The organism is Citrobacter sp. S-77, assembly GCF_963864895.1.
Classification (GTDB): Bacteria; Pseudomonadota; Gammaproteobacteria; order Enterobacterales; family Enterobacteriaceae; genus Citrobacter; species Citrobacter murliniae.
Genome location: NZ_CAWLWU010000002.1, coordinates 2,619,655 through 2,641,619, shown reverse-complemented (window position 1 = coordinate 2,641,619; position 21,965 = coordinate 2,619,655). Strand labels below are relative to the sequence as shown.

Here is a 21,965-nt window from a genome sequence, read left to right as displayed (position 1 = left end):
CCATTTATGAATGTTAAATACCGCGAGCTTCCGGACTCAGGGTGACTTTGATATCCGCTGGTGGCGCGTAGTAAGGTGCGGAAGTGATAAAGAGTCTGATGCCGCAATCGAGGTAACTCGCCAGGGTGGCGAGAGTAATGCCGCCAGTCAGCGCCAGCGTGCAATGGGGGGCCAGAGAAGGGGCTATGCGTGCAATCTCAGCGGCCTGTTCAGGGCTAAACTTGTCGAGCTGCAGAACATCGGGCGCGGCGCGTAGCGCGTCCAGCGCCTCTGTGGGATTGTCCGCTTCGACCACAATCTTTTTTTCCGGCGCATGACGTCGCAACTGTGCGATAGCGTCAGCCCAGTTGTTTTCGTTAGCAAGAAAACGGCGATGATTAGCAAAAAGCAGTACGGATTCGGCACATCCGCCTCGGTGGATAATCCCTCCCGCCGCGAGAATCGCTTGTGTGGCCAGCATTCGGGTGCCAGGAATCGCTTTTCGGGTACAGGCTATCTGGGCGTCAGGGTAGCGGCTACGAACAATGGTCAACATATTGTCGAGATAGTCTGAAACGCCGCAACTCCATTCCAGAACATTTTGTACGGCTTTCCAGCCCTGATGTAGCGCGGCCGCATTCCCGTGTGCGCGAATAACTAACTGACCGGCGGTCGCCCGTCCACCCTCCGCCAGTTGTTCAGTGACGGTCAGTCCCAGTGAATGAAGCATTTGTCTGGCGATGGTAATGCCGCTGACGCACCCGCCCTGGCGATGACAGAATTCCATGACTCCCGGTTGTGCACCGATACCCAGTGCCCGGGTAGTCAGGTCGCCCCCCTGAATATCTTCCAGTAACAAGGCGTCGGTCTGCGCCTGAGAAAAGTAAATCATCGCAGCGCCTCCGGGGCGACGCTGTCCCACCAGATCAGCGCCCAGTCGCGACTGGCGGGAGCAATGGCGCGGGGATCCTGTTGCTGATACCAGGTATCCAGACAATCAACCTCATCTTCACTGAGATCGCCCATACTCCAGCGCACATTTTCCAGAAAGCGGGACCAGGTGCTGTTGTCCTGCTGACAGTTCGGCCCCCGGATAAAATCAACGTGGGCGTGGATGCCCATCTGGTATAAAACGTTTAACGCGTAGATATAGTTAGGAAGCTCAATCACCTCGCGGCCCAGTGCGCGCTGAATGGTGGGAGAAACAAACGAAGAACTCACGAGATGGGTGGTGTAAACCCGCAGCCGCGCCTGATTGTTCAGTTTTGTCATCGCCTGGCGCATATCGGCGACCAGCGTGGAGCGGGACGCTACGGCGATATCGCATGGGGGCAAATCGTCCCAGTGTTCCTCCCAGGAACGTTGCACCCAGTGGACATGGCTGCCTCCCATCTGCCCGGCGCGACGGGCGGCCACGCTCAGCATTCCCTGGCTATAATCCACGCCGTATATTGTCGGGATCTTTTTTGCCAATGCCAGTGAGACCGTACCAGGACCGCAGCCCATATCGAACAGTGATCCAACACCTTCAAGATTAATTTTTCCCAGCAGCTGTTGCAGATAGCTGTCGGTTAATGAGGCGCAATTCTCTGCCATTTTTTCCGCACGTTTATCCCAGTGCTCCGGCTTTTTCTCGGTTCGGTTCGCCAGAAGTAACTGTTTACGGTAAAGGTCAGCAAAATCAATGTCGTCAATGAGCATCGTGATTCCTTATTGTTGGGTGCCAAAGAGGTGGTGGTGGATTTGAGAAGGGGCGACGCGGTACAGCGTTGCCAGCCGATCTGTGGCGAGTTGTTGTTCGGGAAGTCCTTGCGATACCAGCCCGTCTGGTTCGATGCGCACTACGCTGTCGGCTATTGCTCGCGCATGCAATGGGTGGTGAGTGGACATCAACAGGGCCATTCCGCTCTTCTTCAGTGTAACCAGCGTGTCGAGCAGGCGGATCTGATGACCAAAATCGAGGCTGGAGGCCGGTTCATCCAGCAACAGTAAACGTGGGTGCTGCGCCAGCGCGCGGGCAATCAGCACTAACTGGCGTTCACCGCCACTCAGTGTGTTCCAGCGTCTGGCTGACAGATGGAGGATCCCCAGCAGCTCCAGTTGCTGATATGCAATTTCGCGCTCTTTTACGCCAGGGACTGCAAAGGCGGCCATCTGCGGGGTCAGTCCCATCATCACCATATCCAGAACGGTGAAGGCAAAAGCGCCGTCGTGGGCTTGCGGGACCCAGGCGATGGCACCCGCGCGCTCACGTTCGCTGAGAAGATTCACCGCTACGCCATCCAGTAAAATATCGCCGTGGAGTGGCCGGATAACGCCAAGGAGCGTGCGCATCAGCGTGGTTTTTCCGCTACCGTTTGCGCCAAGCAGACAGCAAATTGCCCCCTCGCAGACGTTGAACGAGACATTGCGCAACACCGGGTGTTGGGCAGAATATCCCAGCGAAGCGTTGCACACGGTTAGCAGCGTCATGGGCGACCACCCCGCAGGAGCAGTAACAAAAAGAAGGGGGCACCAATAAAGGCCGTCAGGATCCCGAGTGGGATTTCCGTGCTGCTAAGCGTGCGCGCGAGGGTGTCGGTCAACAGCAGTAAAATGGCACCAATTCCCATTGAAACAGGCAGTAACTGCTGATGATTGTTACCGGTGAGGAGTCTGCCAATATGCGGCACAACCAGCCCAATCCAGCCGATAATGCCTGCAATGGCGACGGTACTGGCGGTAATGAGCGTGGCGCAGACGATCAACCCCAGCCGCAGCCGAGAAACGTTAATTCCCAGTGAGCGTGCTTCATCATCCGAGAGCGTAAGCAGGTTCATGCGCCATCGCAGCAGCAAAAGCGGAATCGAACCTGCCACGATCAGCGGCGCTGAAAACCAAAGGTCATGTAGCGTAATGGTGGATAAACCGCCGAGTAGCCAGAAGGTAATCGAAGGGAGCTGGGTATATGGGTCAGCCAGCGTCTTGATAAGCGAAATTCCCGCGCCACATACTGTTCCCAGCGCAATCCCCACCAGTACCAGCGTTAATACCGGATCGTGGCGGGAAACACGGCAGGTAATGAGCCAGACGCCCGCGACTACCAGCAAACCTCCGACGAATGCGTAAAGCTGAATAAACAGTATCGGCAAACCCAGCAGGATGGCCGAGCAGGCACCTAAACCGGCACCAGCCGCGACGCCAAGAATATCCGGTGAGACCAGCGGATTACGGAACATTCCCTGATAGGTTGTGCCTGCTCCGGCCAGTGCCGCCCCCAGTAGCAGCGCGGCCACAATACGCGGCAGACGAATTTGCCAGAAGACGATTTTATCCTGCGCCGTCACACCCTCCTGGCTGACAATGAGCGCCATCACATGCTGAATATCCAGCCGATAGGCTCCGGAAAGCACAGCGACAACCACACAAAGCGCAATGGTCACAATCATCAGGAGACTGAGTGTCGTTGTTCTCATCAGACCGCCACCAGTTGTTGATACTGCGAGTCGCTTAAAGAGGTATGCCAGAACAGCTGTGAATAGCGCTGCATGTCATCCTGAAAGCTTGCATTTACCAGTGGGTCAAGCCAGGCGTGCAGCCGGCGTAAACCCAGTAAACGGTTGATGCCGGGAGGCGCATCGAGCCAACCAAACGGCAGACCGCTGAGAAAAAGAATACGTTTATCGGCGACGGCCTTTACCCCTTGCCAGACCGGATCTTCTCGCAGGTACTGTGCTGTAACCGCATCCTGCACCAGGATGATATCGGGCTGCCAGCTCAGCAGGTTTTCCATCGACACCTGCGCCAGTCCGTGCCGTCCTGGGATTTGCGCTACATTGTGTAATCCCAGTAGCTCTGCGGCTTCGGTGTGCAGTGAGCCTTGTAACCCCGTTTCAAGTCCTCTGGCGCCGCGAGCGGCATAAAAACGCAGTTTGGCGGCTGGAGAGCGCGAAAAAATATCGGCTTCATCAATGAATTTCTGGGCAAGTGCTGCCTGGGCTGCTGTTCGCGTTTCCGTGCCCAGTGCTTTACCCGCGGCGTGCAGTTGTTGCGGAGTTTGTCGAAGTTCGCCGTTAATCAGCAGCCACGGTATCTGCGTTTGCGCGTAGACCTGCTTTGCCTGTGAAAGCCAGGTTTCGTCCGCATTACCGCAATCAACGACCAGATCGGGCTTCAGCGCCAGCAATGCTTCAAGAGACAATGTGCTGGCACGACCCGCCAGCCTGCCCAGTTTGGGTAATGCCCGGATGTTATCTGACAAAGGAATGGCAGCCTGGTGGGAGAGATCAAAGGATGAAAATCCCACCAGCTTTTCCGGTGCGACGGCTAACAGCAGTACATCAGCGGGAGCTCCGGCGCTCACCACGCGTTGAATAGCGTTAGTCCCGGGAGAGGAACCGATAGCAACGGTGAGCGGCGTACGGGCGCTGGCCGGAAAGTGGCGTAAAAGCAGCGCAGAGGCCACGAGCTGGGCAAACATCCGTCTTGTCAGTGGCATTATATTCATCCTGAACGGTGATAAATTCGCTATATATTTACATATATAGCGAATAAAAACATGTTCAGAATCAATTTCACACTGATGAAAATCCCGGGTAACCCGTAAGAGTTATGTGCAATGGGGACAGTGAAAAGAGAGGGAGACTGAAATAAAAAATCCGCGACGATGCGCGGATTTTCGGGCAACACATGCACGTTATGGGGTTGTTTGAGTCTGCTTTTGGGTTTCGGTCTGTGTAACGCTGGCAGGCGTCGGGCGCGTTGATGGAACGTTGTCACAGGGTTTTTCTTTGGCACAAATCAGATCGAGCATTTTTAATGTCACGCCGTTGGTCCAGCCAAAGCCGTCCTGCAACGGATACTCGCCACCACCACCGCCGGTGCCAGTGGTGCTCACGTCATATTTTTCAACCAGCTTTTTCTCACGGTCGTAAGTGTGCTGAACGTTAGTGAGGAAGCGCCAGGTCACGTCCATGGCGACGTTATCCTGACCATAGTTTTGTAGCCCGGAGGCGGCAACCCACTGCAGGGGAGCCCAGCCATTAGGGGCATCCCACTGTTGGCCACTTTTCACCGACGTGGTAGCCACACCGCCGGGTTGCAGCAGGTGCTTCTGGGTTGCAGTAGCGACTTTACTGGCTCGATCCTTCGCTGCCGCATTGACATACAGCGGGAACAGCGTGGCGGCAGTCAGCTGATTACGTACTTTCTTACTTTGCAGATCGTAGTCGGCGTACCAGCCTTCTTTATCATTCCATAACCAGGTTTCGATCCCTTTTTGCCGGGCGTTGGAGAAGCCTTCGTATTGCGCAGCCTTCGCGTCGTCGCCTGCGGCTTTACTGGCGAGGGCGATCATTTTTTCCATTTTATAAAGCAACGCATTGAGGTCTACCGGGACGATGCTGGTGGTGCGAATGGAGCTCAACTGGCTGGGATTATCCATCCAGCGTGAACTGAAATCCCAGCCCGAAGCCGCGGCAGATCGCAGGTCGCGATAAATTTCTGTGGCGGGGCGGTTCGGGTTGCTTTTGGCGGTCGCGATGTCCTCAACCCAGGACTCCGGTCTTGGTGTATCGCGGTCATCCCAGTAGCGGTTCAAAATGGTTCCGTCAGCCAGTTTGACGACACGCTTGTTCTGCTGGCCAGGCTGGAGAGTTTCGACGCCTTCCATCCAGTACGTGTACTCTTTGAGCATCTGCGGCAGATATTTTTTCAGAGCATCATCACCGTCATGTTGTGCCAGCAGTTCGACCATAAAGGCGAAGAACGGAGGCTGAGAACGACTTAGATAGTAGGTACGGTTACCGTTAGGTATGTGTCCCCATGTGTCGATTTCGTAAGCAAAGTTCGCCACCATGTCGGAAACCTTGTCCCAGTGATTGCTTTCAGCAAGCCCCAGCATGGTGAAATAGCTGTCCCAGTAATAAATTTCGCGAAAACGACCGCCGGGTACGACATAAGGTTCGGGCAGTGGTAGCAACGAATCCCATTTCCCGGCATCTGTTGTTGAACGCGTTAACACCGGCCACAGCCCATCGATATGCTCACGGAGTGACTGTCCTGCAGGCGGCACGTATTTTTCACCCTCTTTGGGCAGTGTAAAGTTTACATTCACAAAATGGCGTAAATCGAAACCGGATTGATTTTTCTGCATCCGGTAATCAGCGAGGATCATTAACGGATCGCTGTTGGGTACGGCGTCGGCAAAGGTCTTCTGATCGGGGAATAGTTTTGCTGTTTGCACATCATTAAACAGGGGGCCGAGCAGGATATCAGGAGGCTGAGGTGCGTCGGTTGGCTGTTCCGCGGCATTAACGGCAAACGAGCTAAAGGCGAAAAGGGTACTTGCGAGTGTCAGTTTTATTGCGACAGAGAGCATGCCAGGATGGCGAATTGCTGGCGTTATCATCGGTTAATCTCCTTAGCGGCGTGCCGAAGTAGCGGCATTTACCATGAGAAAACCTTAGTTCAGGATTGGCCGTTGCGCGTGATTGAGGCCCTATTTTGCGAACAAACAGACATTTCCTGATGTACTCAGGGGAAGCCGCACACCCAGACGGTAAGGGTGTGCGGTGAGTATCAGTTCACAAAGACCAGTCTATTCGCCACGCAGTCAAGGGTCAGGGTATTACCCGTTTGAATCGCGTCGAGTGCTTCGCCTTGCTGGCAAATACAGCAGATGCCCATTTCACGTGCAATAATCGCCGAATGAGAAGTCTCGCTCCCGTCTCGCAGGCAGATGCCTTTAACAGTCAGCGGATCGAGCTGCAACACGGTAGAGGGGTAAATGGCATCCGCGACCAGGATTGTTGGGCGAACAAATGTGGGGATTTGCGCATGTTCCCCAGTCAGATGCCTCAGCGAACGGGACAGCAAATCTTCAATATCAATATATCGTGCCTGTAGATACGGATCGTCGAGCTGGAGATACTGCTGACGCAGATCGTTCAGAACGTTTTGCCAGGCATACCCGGCGCTACACTGTTTTTCACGCATCAGATCGCAGGCCATATCATACAGCTCAGGATCATCCAACAGGGTGTGGTGACCAGAAAAAATTGCGGCGATATCGGCGGAATATTTTTCTTCCGCGAGAGCTGTCAGAAAGCTCAGGTCGTCCAGTGTCTTGCGTATAGCTACCTGTAACTGCTGCTGTTCTTCCTGCATATTTGCTGCTGCATGACAGGGGATTTCCGGCGAGAACGGTGTGTAACAGAAGGCCATACCGGTTACCTGCGAGGGCGTTGAATGTGCCAATTTGTCAGCATGTGGTTTTTCTATGGTTTCGCCAAAATTCTCTGCTGCAAGCTGCTGGAATGCTGCCAGCGCATCGTCCGCCTGTTCACCTTTGGCAATGAGTCGCAGCGTATCGTTACAACGTACCTGAAGCAGGGCGATTTGGTTAAGGCTGTCAGGGACTACGCACTTACCGTTTTTCTCCAGCAACATGTCAGCGTTGAAAACAGACAGGGTGGAGACCAGCTTTGACGCCGGGCGGACGTGTATGCCGTTGGGATTCTTCACTACTACGGCAACCGAACGTGCATCCGCGTCGGCTGACAGTGCAGCCGGTGCGGTTTTATCCGGAGATGACGAAGGTAAACCCAGTTGCTCATATTTAGCGTCGAGGGCGTTCATGGCATCCTTGATGACCCGCTCGATATCGGCCCCCGCAGCAGCACTGACCGTCGCTGCCAGCGTGCCTTCAACCAGAGGGGCGGCGCATAAACGTACCTTTGCGGCAATCGCCGGATCGAGTAACTCCAGCGCCGTTTCCGCACTCAGTAATGCGCTACCAATATCCATCATTACCAGAACATGATCGGTATCCGCCACTGACTCAATGGCTTCCATTACCTTAATCGGATCGGTGCCGATGGGGTTCTCAGGATCGTCAATGCCCGCGGCAATCGCCAGTTTACAGCCGTCACCCATTAACATCTGCCGGGCTAACGCACCGACGCCTTCGCCCAACTGAGCGCTATGAGACACAATAACCAGGTTTACCATCGCTTTATCCTTACTCTCTGGATGCCTGAGCCAGCATCTGCACCATAAACATAACGGACGTTGCCCCAGGGTCCTGATGCCCAATGCTGCGCTCACCCAGATAGCTGGCGCGGCCTTTGCGTGCCTGCATCGTAATAGTGCTTTGCGCCGCCGCTTCCGCTTGCTGGCTTGCTGCTTCCAGCGCTGCCTGTACCGTTAGCTTCTGTTCACAGGACTGGCGCAACGACTCAACCACCGGCACCCAAACATCGCACATCGTTTTGTCACCAGGCTCTGCTTTACCCCGGCTGATCACACCTTCAGCGCCATCGCGTATCATTTGATAAAGTTCCTCAAGCGTCAGACTCTGGTGTGCCTGAGTCACCTGCGCCGCGCGGATGAAAAAGGTGCCGATCAGCGGGCCACTGGCACCTCCGACGCTTGAAAGCAGCACCATTCCGGTGTTTTTCAAAATAAAGCCGATGTCTTTGTCCGCAATTGACGGTAATTTTTCGACCACTTTACTGAAGCCACGGTGCATATTCAGGCCGTGGTCTGCATCACCAATCTCCCGATCAAGTCCGGTCAGGAAATCACTTTCTGTGGTGAATATTTCACCGCAACGATAGAGCCAGTTAACAATTTGTGTTCTGTTGAGGGACATCATGAATCTCCTTATTTACCCCAGTTAAGAGCAGGGGTGTGAACCGGTGCATCCCATAAGTTCAGCGTGTCGTCATCCACTTTTAACAGGGTGATTGAGAAGCCGGTCATATCCAGAGAGGTGCAGTAAGAACCGATCAGGTTGCGTTCGATAATGATGCCCGCATCCTGACAGCGGCTTTCAAGACGGTTATACACGCCAAAAAGTTCGGACAACGGCGTTGCACCAAGGTTATTGACCAGCGCAATGACGCGATCGCCATCCTGTAGCGGTTGCTTGGTTTCTTTGCCTTCCTGCCAGGCACCCTGGACGTTATCCCAGTGACGTAATGAGCGGCTGTAGCTACCGTTTTCCAGCAGGGTATCGAACATTTCATCCACGGTCTGGTCAAGGGAAGAGAAGGGGCGACGGTCAATCCCGGGTTCCCCATGAATACCGACGCCGAACTCCATCTCATTGTCCTGTAGGGTGAAAGAGGGTTGTCCGGCGGCAGGAACGGTACACGCGCTGATGGCGATACCAATGGAATGACCCAGATTATTCAGTTTGCGACCCAGCGCCGCGCAGGCTTCCAGTGAATCTCCACGTTCAGCGGCAGCACCAACCAGTTTTTCGATCAGTACCGTATTGGCGACGCCACGGCGACCCGCGGTATACAGGCTATCTTTTACCGCAACATCATCATCCACCACCATCGTGGTGACTTTTACGCCGCTTTCATGCAACAGCTCGGTAGCGGTTTCGAAGTTAAGAATGTCACCGGTGTAATTTTTGATGATGAGCAGGACGCCTTCGCCACCGTCAATTTGCATTGCGCATTCGAACATTTTGTCAGGCGTTGGTGAGGTGAAGATCTCACCCGGACAGGCACCGGAAAGCATGCCCTGACCAATATAACCGCAATGCATCGGCTCGTGTCCGCTGCCGCCACCAGAGAGCAGCGCCACTTTGCCCATCACCGGCGCGTCTGCGCGAGTAACGTACACAGGGTCCTGATGCAGTGACAGTGAAGGGTAGGCTTTTGCCAGTCCCGCGAGTTGTTCATTCAGTACGTCTTCAACACGGTTAATCAATTTTTTCATTTTTTATGCTCCGCAGACAGTCCTGAGATGGCTGCATAAATCGGGCAGACATCTGATGTAGGGTATCGGTTGTGTACAACGCACGGCGACCGCTCGCTGCCGATAAGGTTATTGTGCACGAGGGTAGTCAAAAGAAAATTGACAGCATGTATGTTTCAATACGGAACATTCATGGCTTGCAATGTTCCGTATTGGAACGTATTGGTGCATAAATCAGCAGAAATGAGAGGTTAGGCAGCGTTTATCGCAGAAAGTGAACGTGATGGGTATTGTAGAGATAAAACCACCTGCTGAGCAGGTGGTCTTTTAGGATTGGCCTGGCATTAGCCCGGGTAAATACCACGATCTTTACGAGCCAACAGAATTCGCTCACACGCCACGATGTAGGCAGCGGTACGCAGGGAGCAGGATTTCTCAGCCGCTTTCTCCCAGACGTGCACCATCGCATCGGTCATGATTTTATCCATACGCGCGTTGATCTCTTCCTCACTCCAGAAGAAACTTGCCATGTCCTGAACCCATTCGAAATAGCTGACGGTTACGCCGCCCGCGTTACAAACAACGTCAGGTACGACGACAATACCGCGGCTTGCCAGAACGTCATCGGCATCCGGATAAGTTGGGCCGTTTGCGCCTTCGAGCACCAGCTTACAGGTCAGCGTCTCCGCGCGGTGGCGGGTAATCTGGCCTTCGAGTGCTGCTGGGATCAGAATATCCATCTCCAGGCTCCAGAAGGTTTCGCTGGCAATCGTTTCTGCACCCGGGAAACCGGCAATCTGTTTGTGCTCCAGTTGCCAGGCGGTGAGGGCGGTCATATCGATCCCGGTGGCGTTAAACAGCGTAGCGGTATGGTCCTGAATCGCCACGACGCGAGCGCCCGCGGCTGCGAACAGACGGGCGGCTTCACTGCCGACGTTACCAAAACCTTGCACTGCCACGCGAGCGCCTTCAACCATGATGTTTGCACGGCGTGCCACTTCCAGACCACTAACAAAAACGCCGCGGCCGGTTGCTTTATCACGACCCAGAGAGCCACCGAGGTGGATAGGTTTACCGGTGACCACGCTGGTCACTGTGGTGCCGTGGTTCATGGAATAGGTATCCATCATCCAGGCCATGACTTTGCCGTTAGTACCAACATCCGGCGCAGGAATATCTTTCTGCGGCCCGATGATAATGCCGATTTCGCTGGTATAGCGACGGGTCAAACGCTCCAGTTCGCCTTCGGACAGGCTAAACGGATCGACGCGAACGCCGCCTTTTGCGCCGCCGTAGGGCAGGTTCAGCGCTGCGCATTTGATGGTCATCCACGCAGAAAGGGCCATCACTTCATTAAGATCAACATCAGGATGATAACGCACACCACCTTTACCAGGACCTCGTGAGAGGTTGTGCTGCACGCGGTATCCTTCGAAATGGCGGATGGTACCGTCATCCATCTGTACCGGGATATCGACAATCAAAGCGCGTTTTGGGTGACGCAGGGTATCCACCCAATGGGAAAGTTCGCCCAGGTAAGGGGCCACACGCTCGATTTGTTGCAGGTAGGTATTCCAGGCAGATGTGCTGCTATCTGAAGCGTAAGATAACTTATCCATGATAAACCTTAGTTATAAAAGTAATATGTTCTTAATTTAGCCGTGGTATACAGTGAATCTCACCATATAAACTTAAATTTAACATTTTTTCAAAGAATCGGCTCATCCAGAAACGAAATCTCCGCCAAAAATTCGGTGCTGACGCAAAGTCTTAATGAATAATTATTTATATTAAAGGCGTAATTTGCGCTTTTATAGATAATTGATGCACATAATCTGCATGATGCCTAAGGCGTGCTATTTGTCAGATTTATGACGCACCTCTAAAAGTAAATAATATGATAATGATTTGTGCTTTCTTTAGTTGTTTTTTGGTGACGGTTCAGCGCGTCAGTAGGTGACAGAGATGGTGACGGTGTCGGCATAGTTGTCAGGGGTATAGTTCGCGCTGGGAACAGTGGCGTAAACCGGATAAGCCGTGGTTGAACCCGTGCCGGTTCCTGCCACGTTATTGAGGGATGTATTGCCCCACACTGTACCGGATGGCCCCGGTGTCGAGCTAAGCAGATAGGGTACCTTATCGTTGTTCGCACCCGTACCGGCCATAATGCCACTGCCTGTTGTATTGCCGTTGGAGGGCGTTAACCCAATGGTATAAGGGGTACTCGTGGAGCATGCCACGCCGAGGGAGCCTGTCGCGGTGGCATTACGCTGGCTCGCCTTAACCGGATCAAAGGCAATGTTGTTGGCATAGCTGATATTGCATTGTTTCGTGACTACGGCCGATACGTTGAAAGGCAACCTGGCGGCAACGGTATCGCCGCAGGTGGTAGGCGGGAAAAGTAGTCCTGGATTGAGGGTGACCAGGGCGGTTGCTGACGTATAGCTATCCTGATAGTTGCCGGGGACTGCGGCGGTTTGTGGGGTGGCAATCTTCGCGAATACCGTTAGCGTGCCTGTTACCGGCGTCAGATTCAGCAGATTAAGCTGCACCATCGGGAAGGTGGTTCCCGACTGATACTGGCTCCCCCAGATTTTGCTGTATCCGGTGTCCTGGTAGAGTTGATAGTTTAGCGTTCTGGCCGGTGTACCGCTTAATGACATAGTGCGCGTGGTAACCTGCCCGCTGACGTTTGACGCGCCAATATTAAAGCAGAGATTGATCCCTGCAAGCACGTCGCCAACTTCCTTTGCGCAGCTATAGGCAAACGTCATTGTTGATGTCGCGCCATTCGTCGACAACGGGTTTACGGAGCCAAAATTGACTGGCTGAACATTGCTTACCGAACAGGTAACTGCATAGCTTATTCCGGGAAATCCGGGTAAAACGACCATGAGTAGCCAATGTCTTAACCTCAAGAAAATTCTCCTGTTCTTTTTACCGGCATACCAGTGGTCCTATCTGCACAATGCCTTTTGCTGAAGGAGGGTAGTCAAACTGCACGTTGCAACTGCCGGTTTCAGTATCGACGCGCAGACGATTATGTTGTTCCAGCGTGTCGAACCAGGTCATACCGTCAAATCCGACGACAGACGACTGACCCGAACCGGTGGTAGCGTTCGCCATGCTGCCCTCAGGAATCGCCTTACCCTGAACATCCACCAGGATGACTTGTGCGGCGCGAACGGGAGTTATGCCAAAACTGACAAGTGTTCCAGAACGATCCGCTGGTGTTGCGTTAGCCTCAACGCGTGAGATCCGCATATTGGCGGGAAGATCCATCGGGTCGATACTGATCTGATTACTTTGGTAGCTGTTCAACGATGTGACTAACAACAGACCCTGATCATCGCTGTGCCCGACAAGATTATTTTGCAGTTTGACAGGGACGTCAGGAACGCCGTCTGTTGATACCACAGCAAAACCATTATTGATTTCACGGGCAGCAAACAGGCCGCCGCCCATCGTGACCAGAGAACCGGTCACCCCCGCATATCCATAGTGGTTGTCCGGTAAACGACTAAAGCCGGTATATGCTTTCCCATAACGTCCCAGGTATCCCACCTCACCCTGGCCGCTTTGGCGGGATGCCTGTTGGTTGGCGGCAATATTCCATCCCCATCCACCGTCGGCAGGCGGTGTCTGACTGGCATTTAGCTGATAGCCGGTTTCATTATTGGTGTGTTGTATGGTGCTACTGGCACTCAGGTTATTGCCGGTGGTGACTGTCACCATCAGATAGATGCTGCGATCGCGGTCATCATCAATGTTCTGATTGAAGCCTGCATTGAGGGAGACATTATCGGTGACAGATTTGTACCAACTGGCGTTGGCGTAACGCACTGCCGTTTCGTGCGGATAGCGAAACTGCAGGTAGCTGAGGCTGACATTCCCGGCAGACGCCATTGAATAACCAATAACCGTGTTGCTGGTCAGCGTCGGCGGCGGCTCGCCATAATGGGTGGCAACGTCCCGATAATCGCCGGAGGTAGCGGTGGTAGTGGTGCTGAAATTAAATTTATCCGCAGACCAGCGATAACCCACGCTGTACAAAAAACCATTTTTCCCTGAGTCGGCGCTGGCTGCCAGAGCGGTGGACAGCGTTCCGCTGCGGCTACCGGGGATCCAGTCATTACTGAAACCCGCATTAATAAGCCCATCACTTGTTTCTGCATGGACGCCAGCGGTGAACGTATTGCTGATCCCCCGACGCCAGGTACCGCTGAGTACAGGGACGCTGGCATAATCAAATGAGGAGTAACCGTAATTCTCCCGGACTGCGCCCAGCTCAGCTGACCAGGATGTTAGCCCTGCCCGCAGGAGTTGTTGATCGTTATAAAAAGAGAAGTTTTGTACCGTTGTTCTGCCCAGCGCGTCTGTCATCATCACCTGGCCGGTACCCGCGCCACTGATGTTTGGCATGGTGTTTATCTGAAAACTCCCGGCCGGAACTTCTCCGTTGTAGTACCTGACTCCGTTGACGTACAGCTCAACGTTCGAGGGGACGGTTGCGGAGCCGAGGTAGGCGGGGAGTGGGGTGGTTGGCATATAGGGTTGCAGACCAAAATCGGTCCCAATCTGAATACCGCCGATGTGGGTAGGTCGGGACCAGGCGAGTGAGCTTGTCAGGGTATCGCCAACGGTGATCGCCAGCATGTCCTGCGGAAACGAGGAACGCCAGCTGGTATCCAGCCGGTTAAAAGTGTTGTTCGCATTTGCAACAGTAGAATATTGCGTAAGCTGGGTTGTACTTAATACCCCTAAGCTGTTGAAAGCACGCAGTTCGCTAAAGGTGTTAAAACTGCTTTCATCCCCCTGTTGCGCATAGACGTCATAATTGAGTAACGCCCCACGCGATGATGATGCCATCGGTGCGTTCTCTGCAGGGGGGTTAAGCTGAGTGGTGGCAAGATCAAGTACGTTCAATGGTGCTGTAAGCGCCAGGGTTTGCTGCTGAACGTTGTAGTCAATATTTAACTGGTCGATGTCGTTCAGGTTAACAGGCCCGGAGGTTTCCTGTGGTATGCGAAAACCTAGCTGGCGCAGGGTCTGTGCGCCAGCGTAGAGTTTTCCATTATCATAGCCAAGGTGAACCAGCCCAACGGGGTTACCATTTAACGTTACATCAAGATATAAATCGGCACCCACAAGTGGAGTTGCGTCACTAATAATGCCATTTTTAGTCTGGTTATTATTAAGCGCTTGTGCGGAAACCATGGCAGATATTAATGCTCCGTTGAGTAAGCAAAATTTCAGCAGAAAGCATGACCAGTCAGAGATCTTGTACTGTTTTTTGGCCATTTACTGTTACTTCAACTTTACCGCCATTATGGGTATCACTGGCGGACGGGGATAATATCCACCGCATAGTTGAGCCTGGAAGAACATAACCTAGCAGTCCTGACGTAATGACTTTTTTGGTACCGTTATGATTAATAAAAGTTGCAGCAGATAATTGTGCATGTCCGTTTCCCTGATTACTGACTTCAAGGAATTTTTTGCCATCCAGTAGTTGTAACTTCCATTGAAGTTTTGCTTCGGTTTCAGCCTGTGTGGCTGGCTGAATAAAAACGGGCACGGAATAATGCAGGACAAATTGCAGCTTATTTTTTTGTAATTTTGTGGGCGGTAATTCATCGATGGATAACCGGTAAGCATCTTCTGCCTGGGTTGATGGCGGAGCGGTGCGAATAACGCGAATCAACTGACGTTCACCCGGTGCTAATGCCAGCATCGGTGGACTTATAACAAGTCCCTGGGAGGGGGATAACCTGTCGCCGTAAGCGCTCTGACTCCAGCGAAAAACCCGGACCTGGGCATTGAGCACGCTATCACCCGCGTTGCTTAACCAGATCCCATCGGCGTTTTGCGTTGCCTGCAGCGTTAACGTAACAGGTGCTATCTGAAGTCCGCTTGCCGTGGCGGTGTTTATGCTCATAGCTAACCCTAGCAGGCACGTGCAGGCGCACTGCTGAACAGGCAGTTTAAATATCATTTGTCTTCCTGAGGTTAATAGTTAACGTTAACCGTTACGGTGTCGGCATAGTCGTCAGGAGTGAAGTTGGCGCTTGGTGCTGTGGCATAAACGGTGAAGTTTTGCCCCTGTCCGGTTCCGATTGAGGCAACACCATTTCCCACAGACGTTGTGGTTGCAGTATTCCCCCAGACCGGGCCAGTTGCTGATGTTTGATTCAACTGATAAGGCACTTTATCTGAGTTCGTCGCTGCGTTAGCAACAGAGGACATAGCACCTGCACCTGTTGTATTACCGCCATTGCCTGCTGAAGGTGACAGACCAATAAAATAAGGAGTAGTTTTGGAGCAGTTGATGGAAATTGTGTTACTGGCGCTGGTATTTGTCGCAGTGGTATTAACTGGCCCAAGAGTAATATTTGAAGATGAACCGGTAGTGACGGTACAGGCTTTTTGAATAGTCATAAGCACTTGAAATGTGCCATTCGCGGTCGCGGCATTTGCTGCAGAAGGAATGGAAAAGGCGGTGCAAAAAAGAATTAAGCGTGCGCTTATGACTGGAGCCATATTCTTTACCTTTTTCAAATAACCACATTTTTTGCTTTAAAAAAGCAATAATGTGATACAGGAAGCCATGATTAAACCCTAGGATAAGTATTAGTCTTGTGCCAGTTCAGCTAATGAATTTTACTTAGGAAAAAGGTGATGAGGTCGACAAAAAAATAATACCAATGCGTGAGTATATTGAAGCTCTTTATATACTACCGTGAACCTCAGACAAGGCATTGTCTGAGGTATTTATATTCACGGATTCCCTGGTTTTTATCTATAAATTAAGCCGTTGCAACAAATGATACGAAGCAATTAAGTACGCGGCTGACTTCCCGGTTTTTCAACCAGATCATCACAGTGTTTACATTACCAATCTCTGGCGTAATGCTGTGCCAACGTATTGGGAAATTGCCTTCATACTGCCTGACGATGCTCTCCGGCAAAAGTGCAATTCCCATCCCAGCGCTAACGCAGCCGAGAATAGCCTGAAATGAGCCAAACTCCAGAGGGTCAGCATAATCTACATTCTGCAGTCGCAGCCATTGCCCTAATCTGGCGCGATAATTACACCCCTTCACAAAGACCAGTGGTCTTGTCACCTTAAGGTCAGATCCTGTAGTAACGTCCTGGTGCTCTGCTGCGGTCACCAGTACAAGCGTTTCCTGACATAAAACCTGCGATTGCAGCCTCGAATTCTCAGCATGTAAGCCATGGTGGTCAGCAACGAAAGCAATATCCAGCTCGCTATTGAGGATCTGTTGTACCAGCACTTCTGTTGAAGACGTCTTTAAATTCAGCTCAACGGAAGGCATTTCCCGGTGAAAATTTGCCAGTAAGGATGGGAGACGTACGGCTGCTGTGGTTTCCATTGCGCCTATGCGTAAAGGACCTGCCGCTTTTGTCCCCTGCATGGACAGCTCCGCTTCATCTAAAAGTGCCAGAATTTTGTTGGCATATCGCAGAAGAAGCTCACCCTCAGGTGTGATATGGAGACGGTTTTTCTCACGTATAAACAACGAGACATCAAGGCTTGACTCCAGCTGCTTAAGACGGGTTGTAACATTGGACGAAACGCAGTGGAGATTGCGGGCTGCTGCTGATATCGAGCCTGTTTCAGCGACGGTTTTAAACAAGTTAAGGGAGGTACTGTTCATAGGGACTGTTACTCAAAGTGAACGCATTTGTCATTTATATTAACTTTTTATTATCATTTTATCACGTAAGATAACAATTAAGTTTGGTTAGCATATTGAGTCCAAAAAATGGATCTTGAGCACAGCGTTGCTGGTCATCGTCAAGTGAGTACAGCTGTATTCGGCATGATCGTACTAACATTAGGAATGGGAATAGGGCGTTTTTTATATACACCTATGCTTCCGGTCATGCTGCATGAGGGTATTTTCACATTTTCGCAGTTGTCACTGATTGCCAGCGCAAACTATGCGGGATACCTGGTCGGAAGCCTTCTTTTCTCGTTCGGTATATTTAACGGGGCGAATCATCTCAGGGGAATGTTACTGGCAGCTGCGCTAGCCACCGGAATACTTATTTATTTCATGGCCATTGTGACGTCGCCTGAGATCGTTTTATGCATCAGATTTATGGCCGGAGTGGCGAGTGCGGGCATGATGATATTTGGATCAATGCTTATCCTGCAGCATACCCACAATCCCTTTGTCATCGCCTCCTTGTTTGCCGGTGTCGGAGCAGGCATTTTTATTGGTAACGAATATGTTATTGCCGGTGTTGCTTACGCGGCAAACTCAAAATTTTTATGGTCAGGTGCTGCGTTTATATCTGCAATGTTATTCGTAGTATTGATTATTTTGCTACCAAAAAATAAAAATATTATCGCACCCGAAAAAATGATCGCTACGTCAGTGCCTGATATTCAATGGTGGAATTTGGCACTATTGTATGGACTGGCCGGTTTTGGTTACATCATTGTGGCTACATATTTACCGTTAATGGCGCAAGGGATGGGAAATGACTTTCTGGCAAATCATATATGGTCGATTGTTGGTCTTGCGGTTATCCCCGGGTGTTACGGTTGGTTATGGGCTGCCCGTCAGTGGAATATCTTGCCTTGCCTGACTGTTAACTTAATTATGCAGGCGAGTTGTGTTGTATTGGCATCATTCATAAATTCTCCCTGGCTATTGACCTTAAGTTGTATTGGCTTTGGTGCAACATTTATGGGAACAAGTTCCCTGGTCATGCCACTGGCGAAAAAGATTAAAGCACCAGGTAAGATAAACATGCTGGGGCTGGTTACGCTTACCTACGGCATCGGGCAAGTCGCCGGACCGTTAATGGTGAGTGCGCTTCAGGCCAGCAAAAATGGGATGACGCTATCGATTCTTTTGGGCGCAGGTTCATTATTTGCCGCAGCAGGAATTAGCTATTTCCAGCACGAAAAAGTTAAATGCTTAGATAGTTTTAGTAAAAAATGAAACAGAGTGTTTGCTAATAAATAGCATTGCCATGTTGGTGTTCGCTATTAAATAATGTAGCCGAAATTGGTTATAGTTACTTATATAATTCACAGGAGTTAACATGCCTTACGTAAATATAAAGATCACGAAAGAAGGTGCTACAGATAAACAAAAGAAAATGTTGATGGAAGGGGTTACCCAATTGTTGGTCGATGTGCTCAATAAAAATCCAAGTACAACTATTGTCGTTATTGATGAGGTTGACACAGATAACTGGGGTATTGGCGGCGTGCCCGTGACAGAACTCCGTAAAATCAGTAAGTAACATGTTGGCTGGTAGTGAGGAGCGCAAACTCTTCACTTCTGATGTTACACATGACTTAACAATGGATATTTTGCAATTACCAATAAAATAAACCGGAGGTTGCGTATCACTCCCTCCGGTTAAAATCTATTTCTGACGAGATTCAAGCCATACCTGGGCCAGCGTAGACAACGAGCACATCAGCACAATGCTGACGAACCAAAATAAATACCACATGGTACAGACCTCCTAGTAAAGTTCATGATGGTGGCGGCGGAGAGTTTCTGAATTAATTCGCCCCAACATCTTGTAATAACTCCACAAGGTGTAGAGCAGGACGATCGGCAGAAAAATCAACACAATAATCAGCATAATACTGAGCGTCATTTGACTGGAGGTGCTATCCCACACCGTCAGACTGGAAAGTGGGTGCGTGCTTGATGGCATCACAAACGGAAACAGAGTTATTCCGGCAGTGAAGATCACACAGGCCTGGGTCAGTGAAGAAAACAGGAATCCCCAGACAATCCGACGGTGGGTGCAGGCATAGAGTGTGAGCATCGGAAAAAGCATGCCAAGCAGCGGAATAATCAGCAGAAGCGGCGTATGCATGAAGTTATTCATCCAGGCACCAGGTAATATCGTCACGGCCTTTAGCAGCGGGTTGGAAGGGCCATTAGCATTTTGGCTGAGCAGTACAAAGCCATTAATACCCGCCCATAGCCAGTATCCGGCTAACAGGAAACAGAGCACTACCAGCATTGCGCTGCGGCTGGTGGCAGACAACGCCCGTTGGCGAATAATGCCATCGGTCTTCAGCTGCAACCACACGCTCCCTTGCAGGATCACCAGCATCAGACTTAATGCGCCGCACAGCAGAGCAAAGGGCGAGAGTAACTGCCAGAAGGAGCCAAAGTATTCCACATGAAGCTGCGACGTAAAGGCAAATGGAACCCCGAGGAACAGATTGCCGAACGCAACGCCGAAGATAACAGGGGGCACCAGACTCCCTATAACCAATCCGGTGTCCCACAAGGCGCGCCAGCGACTATTAACAATCTTACCGCGATAGTCAAAGGCCAACGGACGAAAGAAGAGAGCACACAGCACCAGAATCATCGCTACGTAAAACCCCGAAAACGCGGCGGCATAGACACGTGGCCAGGCGGCGAATAATGCACCGCCTGCCAGAATGAGCCACACCTGGTTACCTTCCCAGTGCGCACCGACGCTATTGATCAACACCCGACGTTCGTCATCGTTACGTGCGATCAGTGGTAACAGGCATCCCACTCCCATATCAAATCCGTCAGTGACCATAAATGCTACCAGAATGATGCCTATCAGCAGCCACCAAATGAGCCGTAACGTTTCATAATCCAACATGATTGTCTCCTTTATCCCTGTTGTTGCATCGGTTGTTGATTCTGCATCGCACTCGGCCCAAGACGTGCGTACTTCTGCATCAGATAGACTTCAGCAATTAAAAACAGGGTGTAAAGCGTAAGGATCAGTCCCATAGAGAAGGCCAGTTGACCTGCGGTCAGGGCTGAATGAGCGTACCAGGTCGGTAGAATGTCCTGAATCGCCCACGGTTGTCGGCCAAACTCGGTCATAAACCAGCCTGCTTCAATGGCGATCCACGGTAACGGCAGGCTCCAGAGCGTCATACGCAGCACCCAGCGATGTTGGTCGATGCGCATGCGTAAGGTCTGTATCAGTGCAATCGCCATTACCAGCAGCAGAGCGGAGCCGCATCCCACCATGATGCGAAAACTCCAGAATACAGGTGCTACCTGGGGTATTGCGCCGCGTTGCGCCGCCTGATATTGATCTGGTGTGACATTGTTCATGTTGGGGGCAAAATTCGCCAGCAGGATGCCGTAACCCAAATCATTTTCTACGCGGTGGAAAGCGCTGAGCACCTGAGGTGTGCGGTCCCCATTGGCAATTTTCTGCATCAGCAGCCACGCAACCCGGCCACGTTGCAATCGGGGTAACGTCTCCGCCATCAGATTCTTCAACCCTGGAACCGGCGTATCTAACGAGTGGGTAGCCAGAATGCCAAGCAGTGCAGGTATCTTCACGGCAAAGGCATTACGCTCTTGTTCCTGTTGTGGCCAGGCGATCACATGAAATGGGGCAGGCGCAGGTTCGGTTTGCCACTCGCCTTCCATTGCTGCCAGTTTTACCGGCTGGAGCCGGGCAACCTCATAGGCAGAGCTGTCACCCAGTTGCAGAGCGCTGAGGATAGCCAGTGTGCCGAATACTGAGCTAACCGCGAAGGAGCGAAGGGCAAACTCGCGATTGCGACCACGCAACAGATACCAGGCGCTGATAGACATAACAAACATAGCGCCAGTTACATAACCGGACATCACGGTATGCACAAATTTCACCTGGCTGACGGGGTTGAAGACCAGATCGCTAAAGCTGCTCATCTCCATGCGGAGTGTATCTATATTGAAGTGCGCGCCTGTCGGGTATTGCATCCAGCCGTTGGCATTGAGGATCCACAGCGCCGAGATATTGGAGCCAAACGCGACCAGCCAGGTCACCAGCAGGTGCTGATATTTGGTTAAGCGATGCCAGCCGAAAAAGAACAATCCCACGAAAGTGGATTCAAGAAAGAAGGCCAGCAGGGCCTCCATCGCCAGCGGGGCACCGAAAATATCGCCCACATAGTTGGAATAGAGTGACCAGTTAGTGCCGAACTGAAACTCCATGGTCAGGCCGGTCGCCACTCCCAAAGCAAAGTTAATGCCGAATAACTTACCCCAGAAACGCGTCATATCGCGGTAGATTGTTTTGCCCGTCACCACGTAGAGGGTTTCCATGATGGCCAGTAAAAAGATCAACCCCAGTGTCAGGGGGACAAACAGGAAATGATAAAGCGCGGTCAGAGCAAATTGCCAGCGCGATAAGTCAATGACATCCCACATGCGAACTCCTGTAGGCAATAATCAGATGAATGGAAATAATGGGAAAGACAAACTGCGTCAGACCAGCAACAGAAAATGCAACTGGCC

General features: G+C 51.7%; 20 protein-coding genes. 2 read left to right on the top strand and 18 right to left on the bottom strand.

What is annotated here, in order from left to right:
* Positions 1-13: 13 nt before the first annotated feature.
* From modD to AACS05_RS13070, 15 genes are all read right to left on the bottom strand, one after another.
* Entirely contained in the window at positions 14-871 is an 858-nt protein-coding gene (gene modD / locus AACS05_RS13140; RefSeq protein WP_045443846.1) for a ModD protein, read from the bottom strand.
* On the bottom strand, positions 868-1,680 hold the full coding sequence (locus AACS05_RS13135) for a class I SAM-dependent methyltransferase (RefSeq protein WP_045443842.1): 813 nt from the start codon (positions 1,678-1,680) through the stop codon (positions 868-870). The genes modD and AACS05_RS13135 overlap by 4 nt, the downstream gene beginning before the upstream one ends.
* 9 nt (positions 1,681-1,689) lie before the next feature.
* A complete protein-coding gene (locus tag AACS05_RS13130) occupies positions 1,690-2,451 on the bottom strand; it encodes an ABC transporter ATP-binding protein (protein ID WP_045443839.1) in 762 nt (253 codons plus the stop codon).
* Complete coding sequence (locus AACS05_RS13125) at positions 2,448-3,407, bottom strand: FecCD family ABC transporter permease (protein ID WP_404842382.1); 960 nt, start codon at positions 3,405-3,407, stop codon at positions 2,448-2,450. The genes AACS05_RS13130 and AACS05_RS13125 overlap by 4 nt, the downstream gene beginning before the upstream one ends.
* 26 nt (positions 3,408-3,433) lie before the next feature.
* Complete coding sequence (locus AACS05_RS13120; RefSeq protein WP_045443833.1) at positions 3,434-4,456, bottom strand: iron ABC transporter substrate-binding protein; 1,023 nt, start codon at positions 4,454-4,456, stop codon at positions 3,434-3,436.
* Between the two features lie 198 nt (positions 4,457-4,654).
* Positions 4,655-6,367, bottom strand: coding sequence for an alpha,alpha-trehalase (locus tag AACS05_RS13115; protein ID WP_045443830.1), 1,713 nt, complete (start codon positions 6,365-6,367; stop codon positions 4,655-4,657).
* Between the two features lie 170 nt (positions 6,368-6,537).
* Entirely contained in the window at positions 6,538-7,968 is a 1,431-nt protein-coding gene (gene dhaM / locus AACS05_RS13110) for a dihydroxyacetone kinase phosphoryl donor subunit DhaM (RefSeq protein ID WP_045443827.1), read from the bottom strand.
* Positions 7,969-7,978: 10 nt separating this feature from the next.
* Positions 7,979-8,611 carry a dihydroxyacetone kinase subunit DhaL gene (gene dhaL, locus AACS05_RS13105; RefSeq protein ID WP_045443823.1) on the bottom strand — a complete coding sequence of 211 codons (633 nt, stop codon included), beginning with the start codon at positions 8,609-8,611 and terminating at the stop codon, positions 7,979-7,981.
* An 11-nt stretch (positions 8,612-8,622) separates the two neighbouring features.
* Complete coding sequence (dhaK, locus tag AACS05_RS13100) at positions 8,623-9,693, bottom strand: dihydroxyacetone kinase subunit DhaK (protein WP_045443820.1); 1,071 nt, start codon at positions 9,691-9,693, stop codon at positions 8,623-8,625.
* 323 nt (positions 9,694-10,016) lie between these two features.
* Positions 10,017-11,291 (bottom strand): Glu/Leu/Phe/Val family dehydrogenase, encoded by a 1,275-nt coding sequence (locus AACS05_RS13095; protein ID WP_045443817.1) that lies wholly within the window; start codon positions 11,289-11,291, stop codon positions 10,017-10,019.
* A gap of 330 nt (positions 11,292-11,621) precedes the next feature.
* Entirely contained in the window at positions 11,622-12,590 is a 969-nt protein-coding gene (locus AACS05_RS13090) for a Csu type fimbrial protein (RefSeq protein WP_045443814.1), read from the bottom strand.
* A 19-nt stretch (positions 12,591-12,609) separates the two neighbouring features.
* A complete protein-coding gene (locus tag AACS05_RS13085) occupies positions 12,610-14,889 on the bottom strand; it encodes a fimbria/pilus outer membrane usher protein (RefSeq protein ID WP_045449663.1) in 2,280 nt (759 codons plus the stop codon).
* A 55-nt stretch (positions 14,890-14,944) separates the two neighbouring features.
* Positions 14,945-15,667: a fimbrial biogenesis chaperone gene (locus tag AACS05_RS13080; protein ID WP_045443811.1), complete on the bottom strand. Its 723-nt coding sequence runs from the start codon at positions 15,665-15,667 to the stop codon at positions 14,945-14,947.
* A 14-nt stretch (positions 15,668-15,681) separates the two neighbouring features.
* The gene (locus AACS05_RS13075; RefSeq protein WP_045443808.1) at positions 15,682-16,212 is read right to left on the bottom strand and encodes a Csu type fimbrial protein; all 531 of its coding nucleotides are present in this window, start codon (positions 16,210-16,212) and stop codon (positions 15,682-15,684) included.
* Positions 16,213-16,478: 266 nt separating this feature from the next.
* The gene (locus AACS05_RS13070) at positions 16,479-17,351 is read right to left on the bottom strand and encodes a LysR substrate-binding domain-containing protein (protein WP_045443805.1); all 873 of its coding nucleotides are present in this window, start codon (positions 17,349-17,351) and stop codon (positions 16,479-16,481) included.
* Positions 17,352-17,459: 108 nt separating this feature from the next.
* Between AACS05_RS13070 and AACS05_RS13065 the strand changes: the two genes are divergently transcribed.
* On the top strand, positions 17,460-18,650 hold the full coding sequence (locus AACS05_RS13065) for an MFS transporter (RefSeq protein ID WP_045443802.1): 1,191 nt from the start codon (positions 17,460-17,462) through the stop codon (positions 18,648-18,650).
* A 103-nt stretch (positions 18,651-18,753) separates the two neighbouring features.
* Positions 18,754-18,957 (top strand): 2-hydroxymuconate tautomerase family protein, encoded by a 204-nt coding sequence (locus tag AACS05_RS13060; RefSeq protein WP_045443799.1) that lies wholly within the window; start codon positions 18,754-18,756, stop codon positions 18,955-18,957.
* Between the two features lie 126 nt (positions 18,958-19,083).
* Here the strand turns inward: AACS05_RS13060 and cbdX are convergent, their stop codons facing one another.
* Genes cbdX through appC form a run of 3 tightly spaced genes read right to left on the bottom strand, consistent with a single transcriptional unit; the run spans position 19,084 to position 21,878 of the window.
* Positions 19,084-19,173, bottom strand: a complete 90-nt coding sequence (gene cbdX, locus AACS05_RS13055; protein ID WP_071828965.1) for a cytochrome bd-II oxidase subunit CbdX — start codon at positions 19,171-19,173, stop codon at positions 19,084-19,086.
* A 12-nt stretch (positions 19,174-19,185) separates the two neighbouring features.
* Positions 19,186-20,322 (bottom strand): cytochrome d ubiquinol oxidase subunit II, encoded by a 1,137-nt coding sequence (gene appB, locus AACS05_RS13050; protein ID WP_045443796.1) that lies wholly within the window; start codon positions 20,320-20,322, stop codon positions 19,186-19,188.
* 11 nt (positions 20,323-20,333) lie between these two features.
* Positions 20,334-21,878 (bottom strand): cytochrome bd-II oxidase subunit 1, encoded by a 1,545-nt coding sequence (gene appC, locus AACS05_RS13045; RefSeq protein WP_045443793.1) that lies wholly within the window; start codon positions 21,876-21,878, stop codon positions 20,334-20,336.
* Between the last annotated feature and the right edge of the window lie 87 nt (positions 21,879-21,965).

Bases quoted from the DNA above. Each gene is read 5' to 3' on its own strand.
- appB (WP_045443796.1), bottom strand. From the start codon at position 20,322: ATGTTGGATTATGAAACGTTACGGCTCATTTGGTGGCTGCTGATAGGC.
- AACS05_RS13065 (WP_045443802.1), top strand. From the start codon at position 17,460: ATGGATCTTGAGCACAGCGTTGCTGGTCATCGTCAAGTGAGTACAGCT.
- AACS05_RS13120 (WP_045443833.1), bottom strand. From the start codon at position 4,456: ATGCCACTGACAAGACGGATGTTTGCCCAGCTCGTGGCCTCTGCGCTG.
- AACS05_RS13070 (WP_045443805.1), bottom strand. From the start codon at position 17,351: ATGAACAGTACCTCCCTTAACTTGTTTAAAACCGTCGCTGAAACAGGC.
- dhaL (WP_045443823.1), bottom strand. From the start codon at position 8,611: ATGTCCCTCAACAGAACACAAATTGTTAACTGGCTCTATCGTTGCGGT.
- AACS05_RS13085 (WP_045449663.1), bottom strand. From the start codon at position 14,889: ATGGTTTCCGCACAAGCGCTTAATAATAACCAGACTAAAAATGGCATT.
- AACS05_RS13135 (WP_045443842.1), bottom strand. From the start codon at position 1,680: ATGCTCATTGACGACATTGATTTTGCTGACCTTTACCGTAAACAGTTA.
- AACS05_RS13115 (WP_045443830.1), bottom strand. From the start codon at position 6,367: ATGATAACGCCAGCAATTCGCCATCCTGGCATGCTCTCTGTCGCAATA.
- AACS05_RS13080 (WP_045443811.1), bottom strand. From the start codon at position 15,667: ATGATATTTAAACTGCCTGTTCAGCAGTGCGCCTGCACGTGCCTGCTA.
- appC (WP_045443793.1), bottom strand. From the start codon at position 21,878: ATGTGGGATGTCATTGACTTATCGCGCTGGCAATTTGCTCTGACCGCG.
- modD (WP_045443846.1), bottom strand. From the start codon at position 871: ATGATTTACTTTTCTCAGGCGCAGACCGACGCCTTGTTACTGGAAGAT.
- AACS05_RS13060 (WP_045443799.1), top strand. From the start codon at position 18,754: ATGCCTTACGTAAATATAAAGATCACGAAAGAAGGTGCTACAGATAAA.
- AACS05_RS13095 (WP_045443817.1), bottom strand. From the start codon at position 11,291: ATGGATAAGTTATCTTACGCTTCAGATAGCAGCACATCTGCCTGGAAT.
- AACS05_RS13075 (WP_045443808.1), bottom strand. From the start codon at position 16,212: ATGGCTCCAGTCATAAGCGCACGCTTAATTCTTTTTTGCACCGCCTTT.
- dhaK (WP_045443820.1), bottom strand. From the start codon at position 9,693: ATGAAAAAATTGATTAACCGTGTTGAAGACGTACTGAATGAACAACTC.
- AACS05_RS13125 (WP_404842382.1), bottom strand. From the start codon at position 3,407: ATGATTGTGACCATTGCGCTTTGTGTGGTTGTCGCTGTGCTTTCCGGA.
- dhaM (WP_045443827.1), bottom strand. From the start codon at position 7,968: ATGGTAAACCTGGTTATTGTGTCTCATAGCGCTCAGTTGGGCGAAGGC.
- cbdX (WP_071828965.1), bottom strand. From the start codon at position 19,173: ATGTGGTATTTATTTTGGTTCGTCAGCATTGTGCTGATGTGCTCGTTG.
- AACS05_RS13130 (WP_045443839.1), bottom strand. From the start codon at position 2,451: ATGACGCTGCTAACCGTGTGCAACGCTTCGCTGGGATATTCTGCCCAA.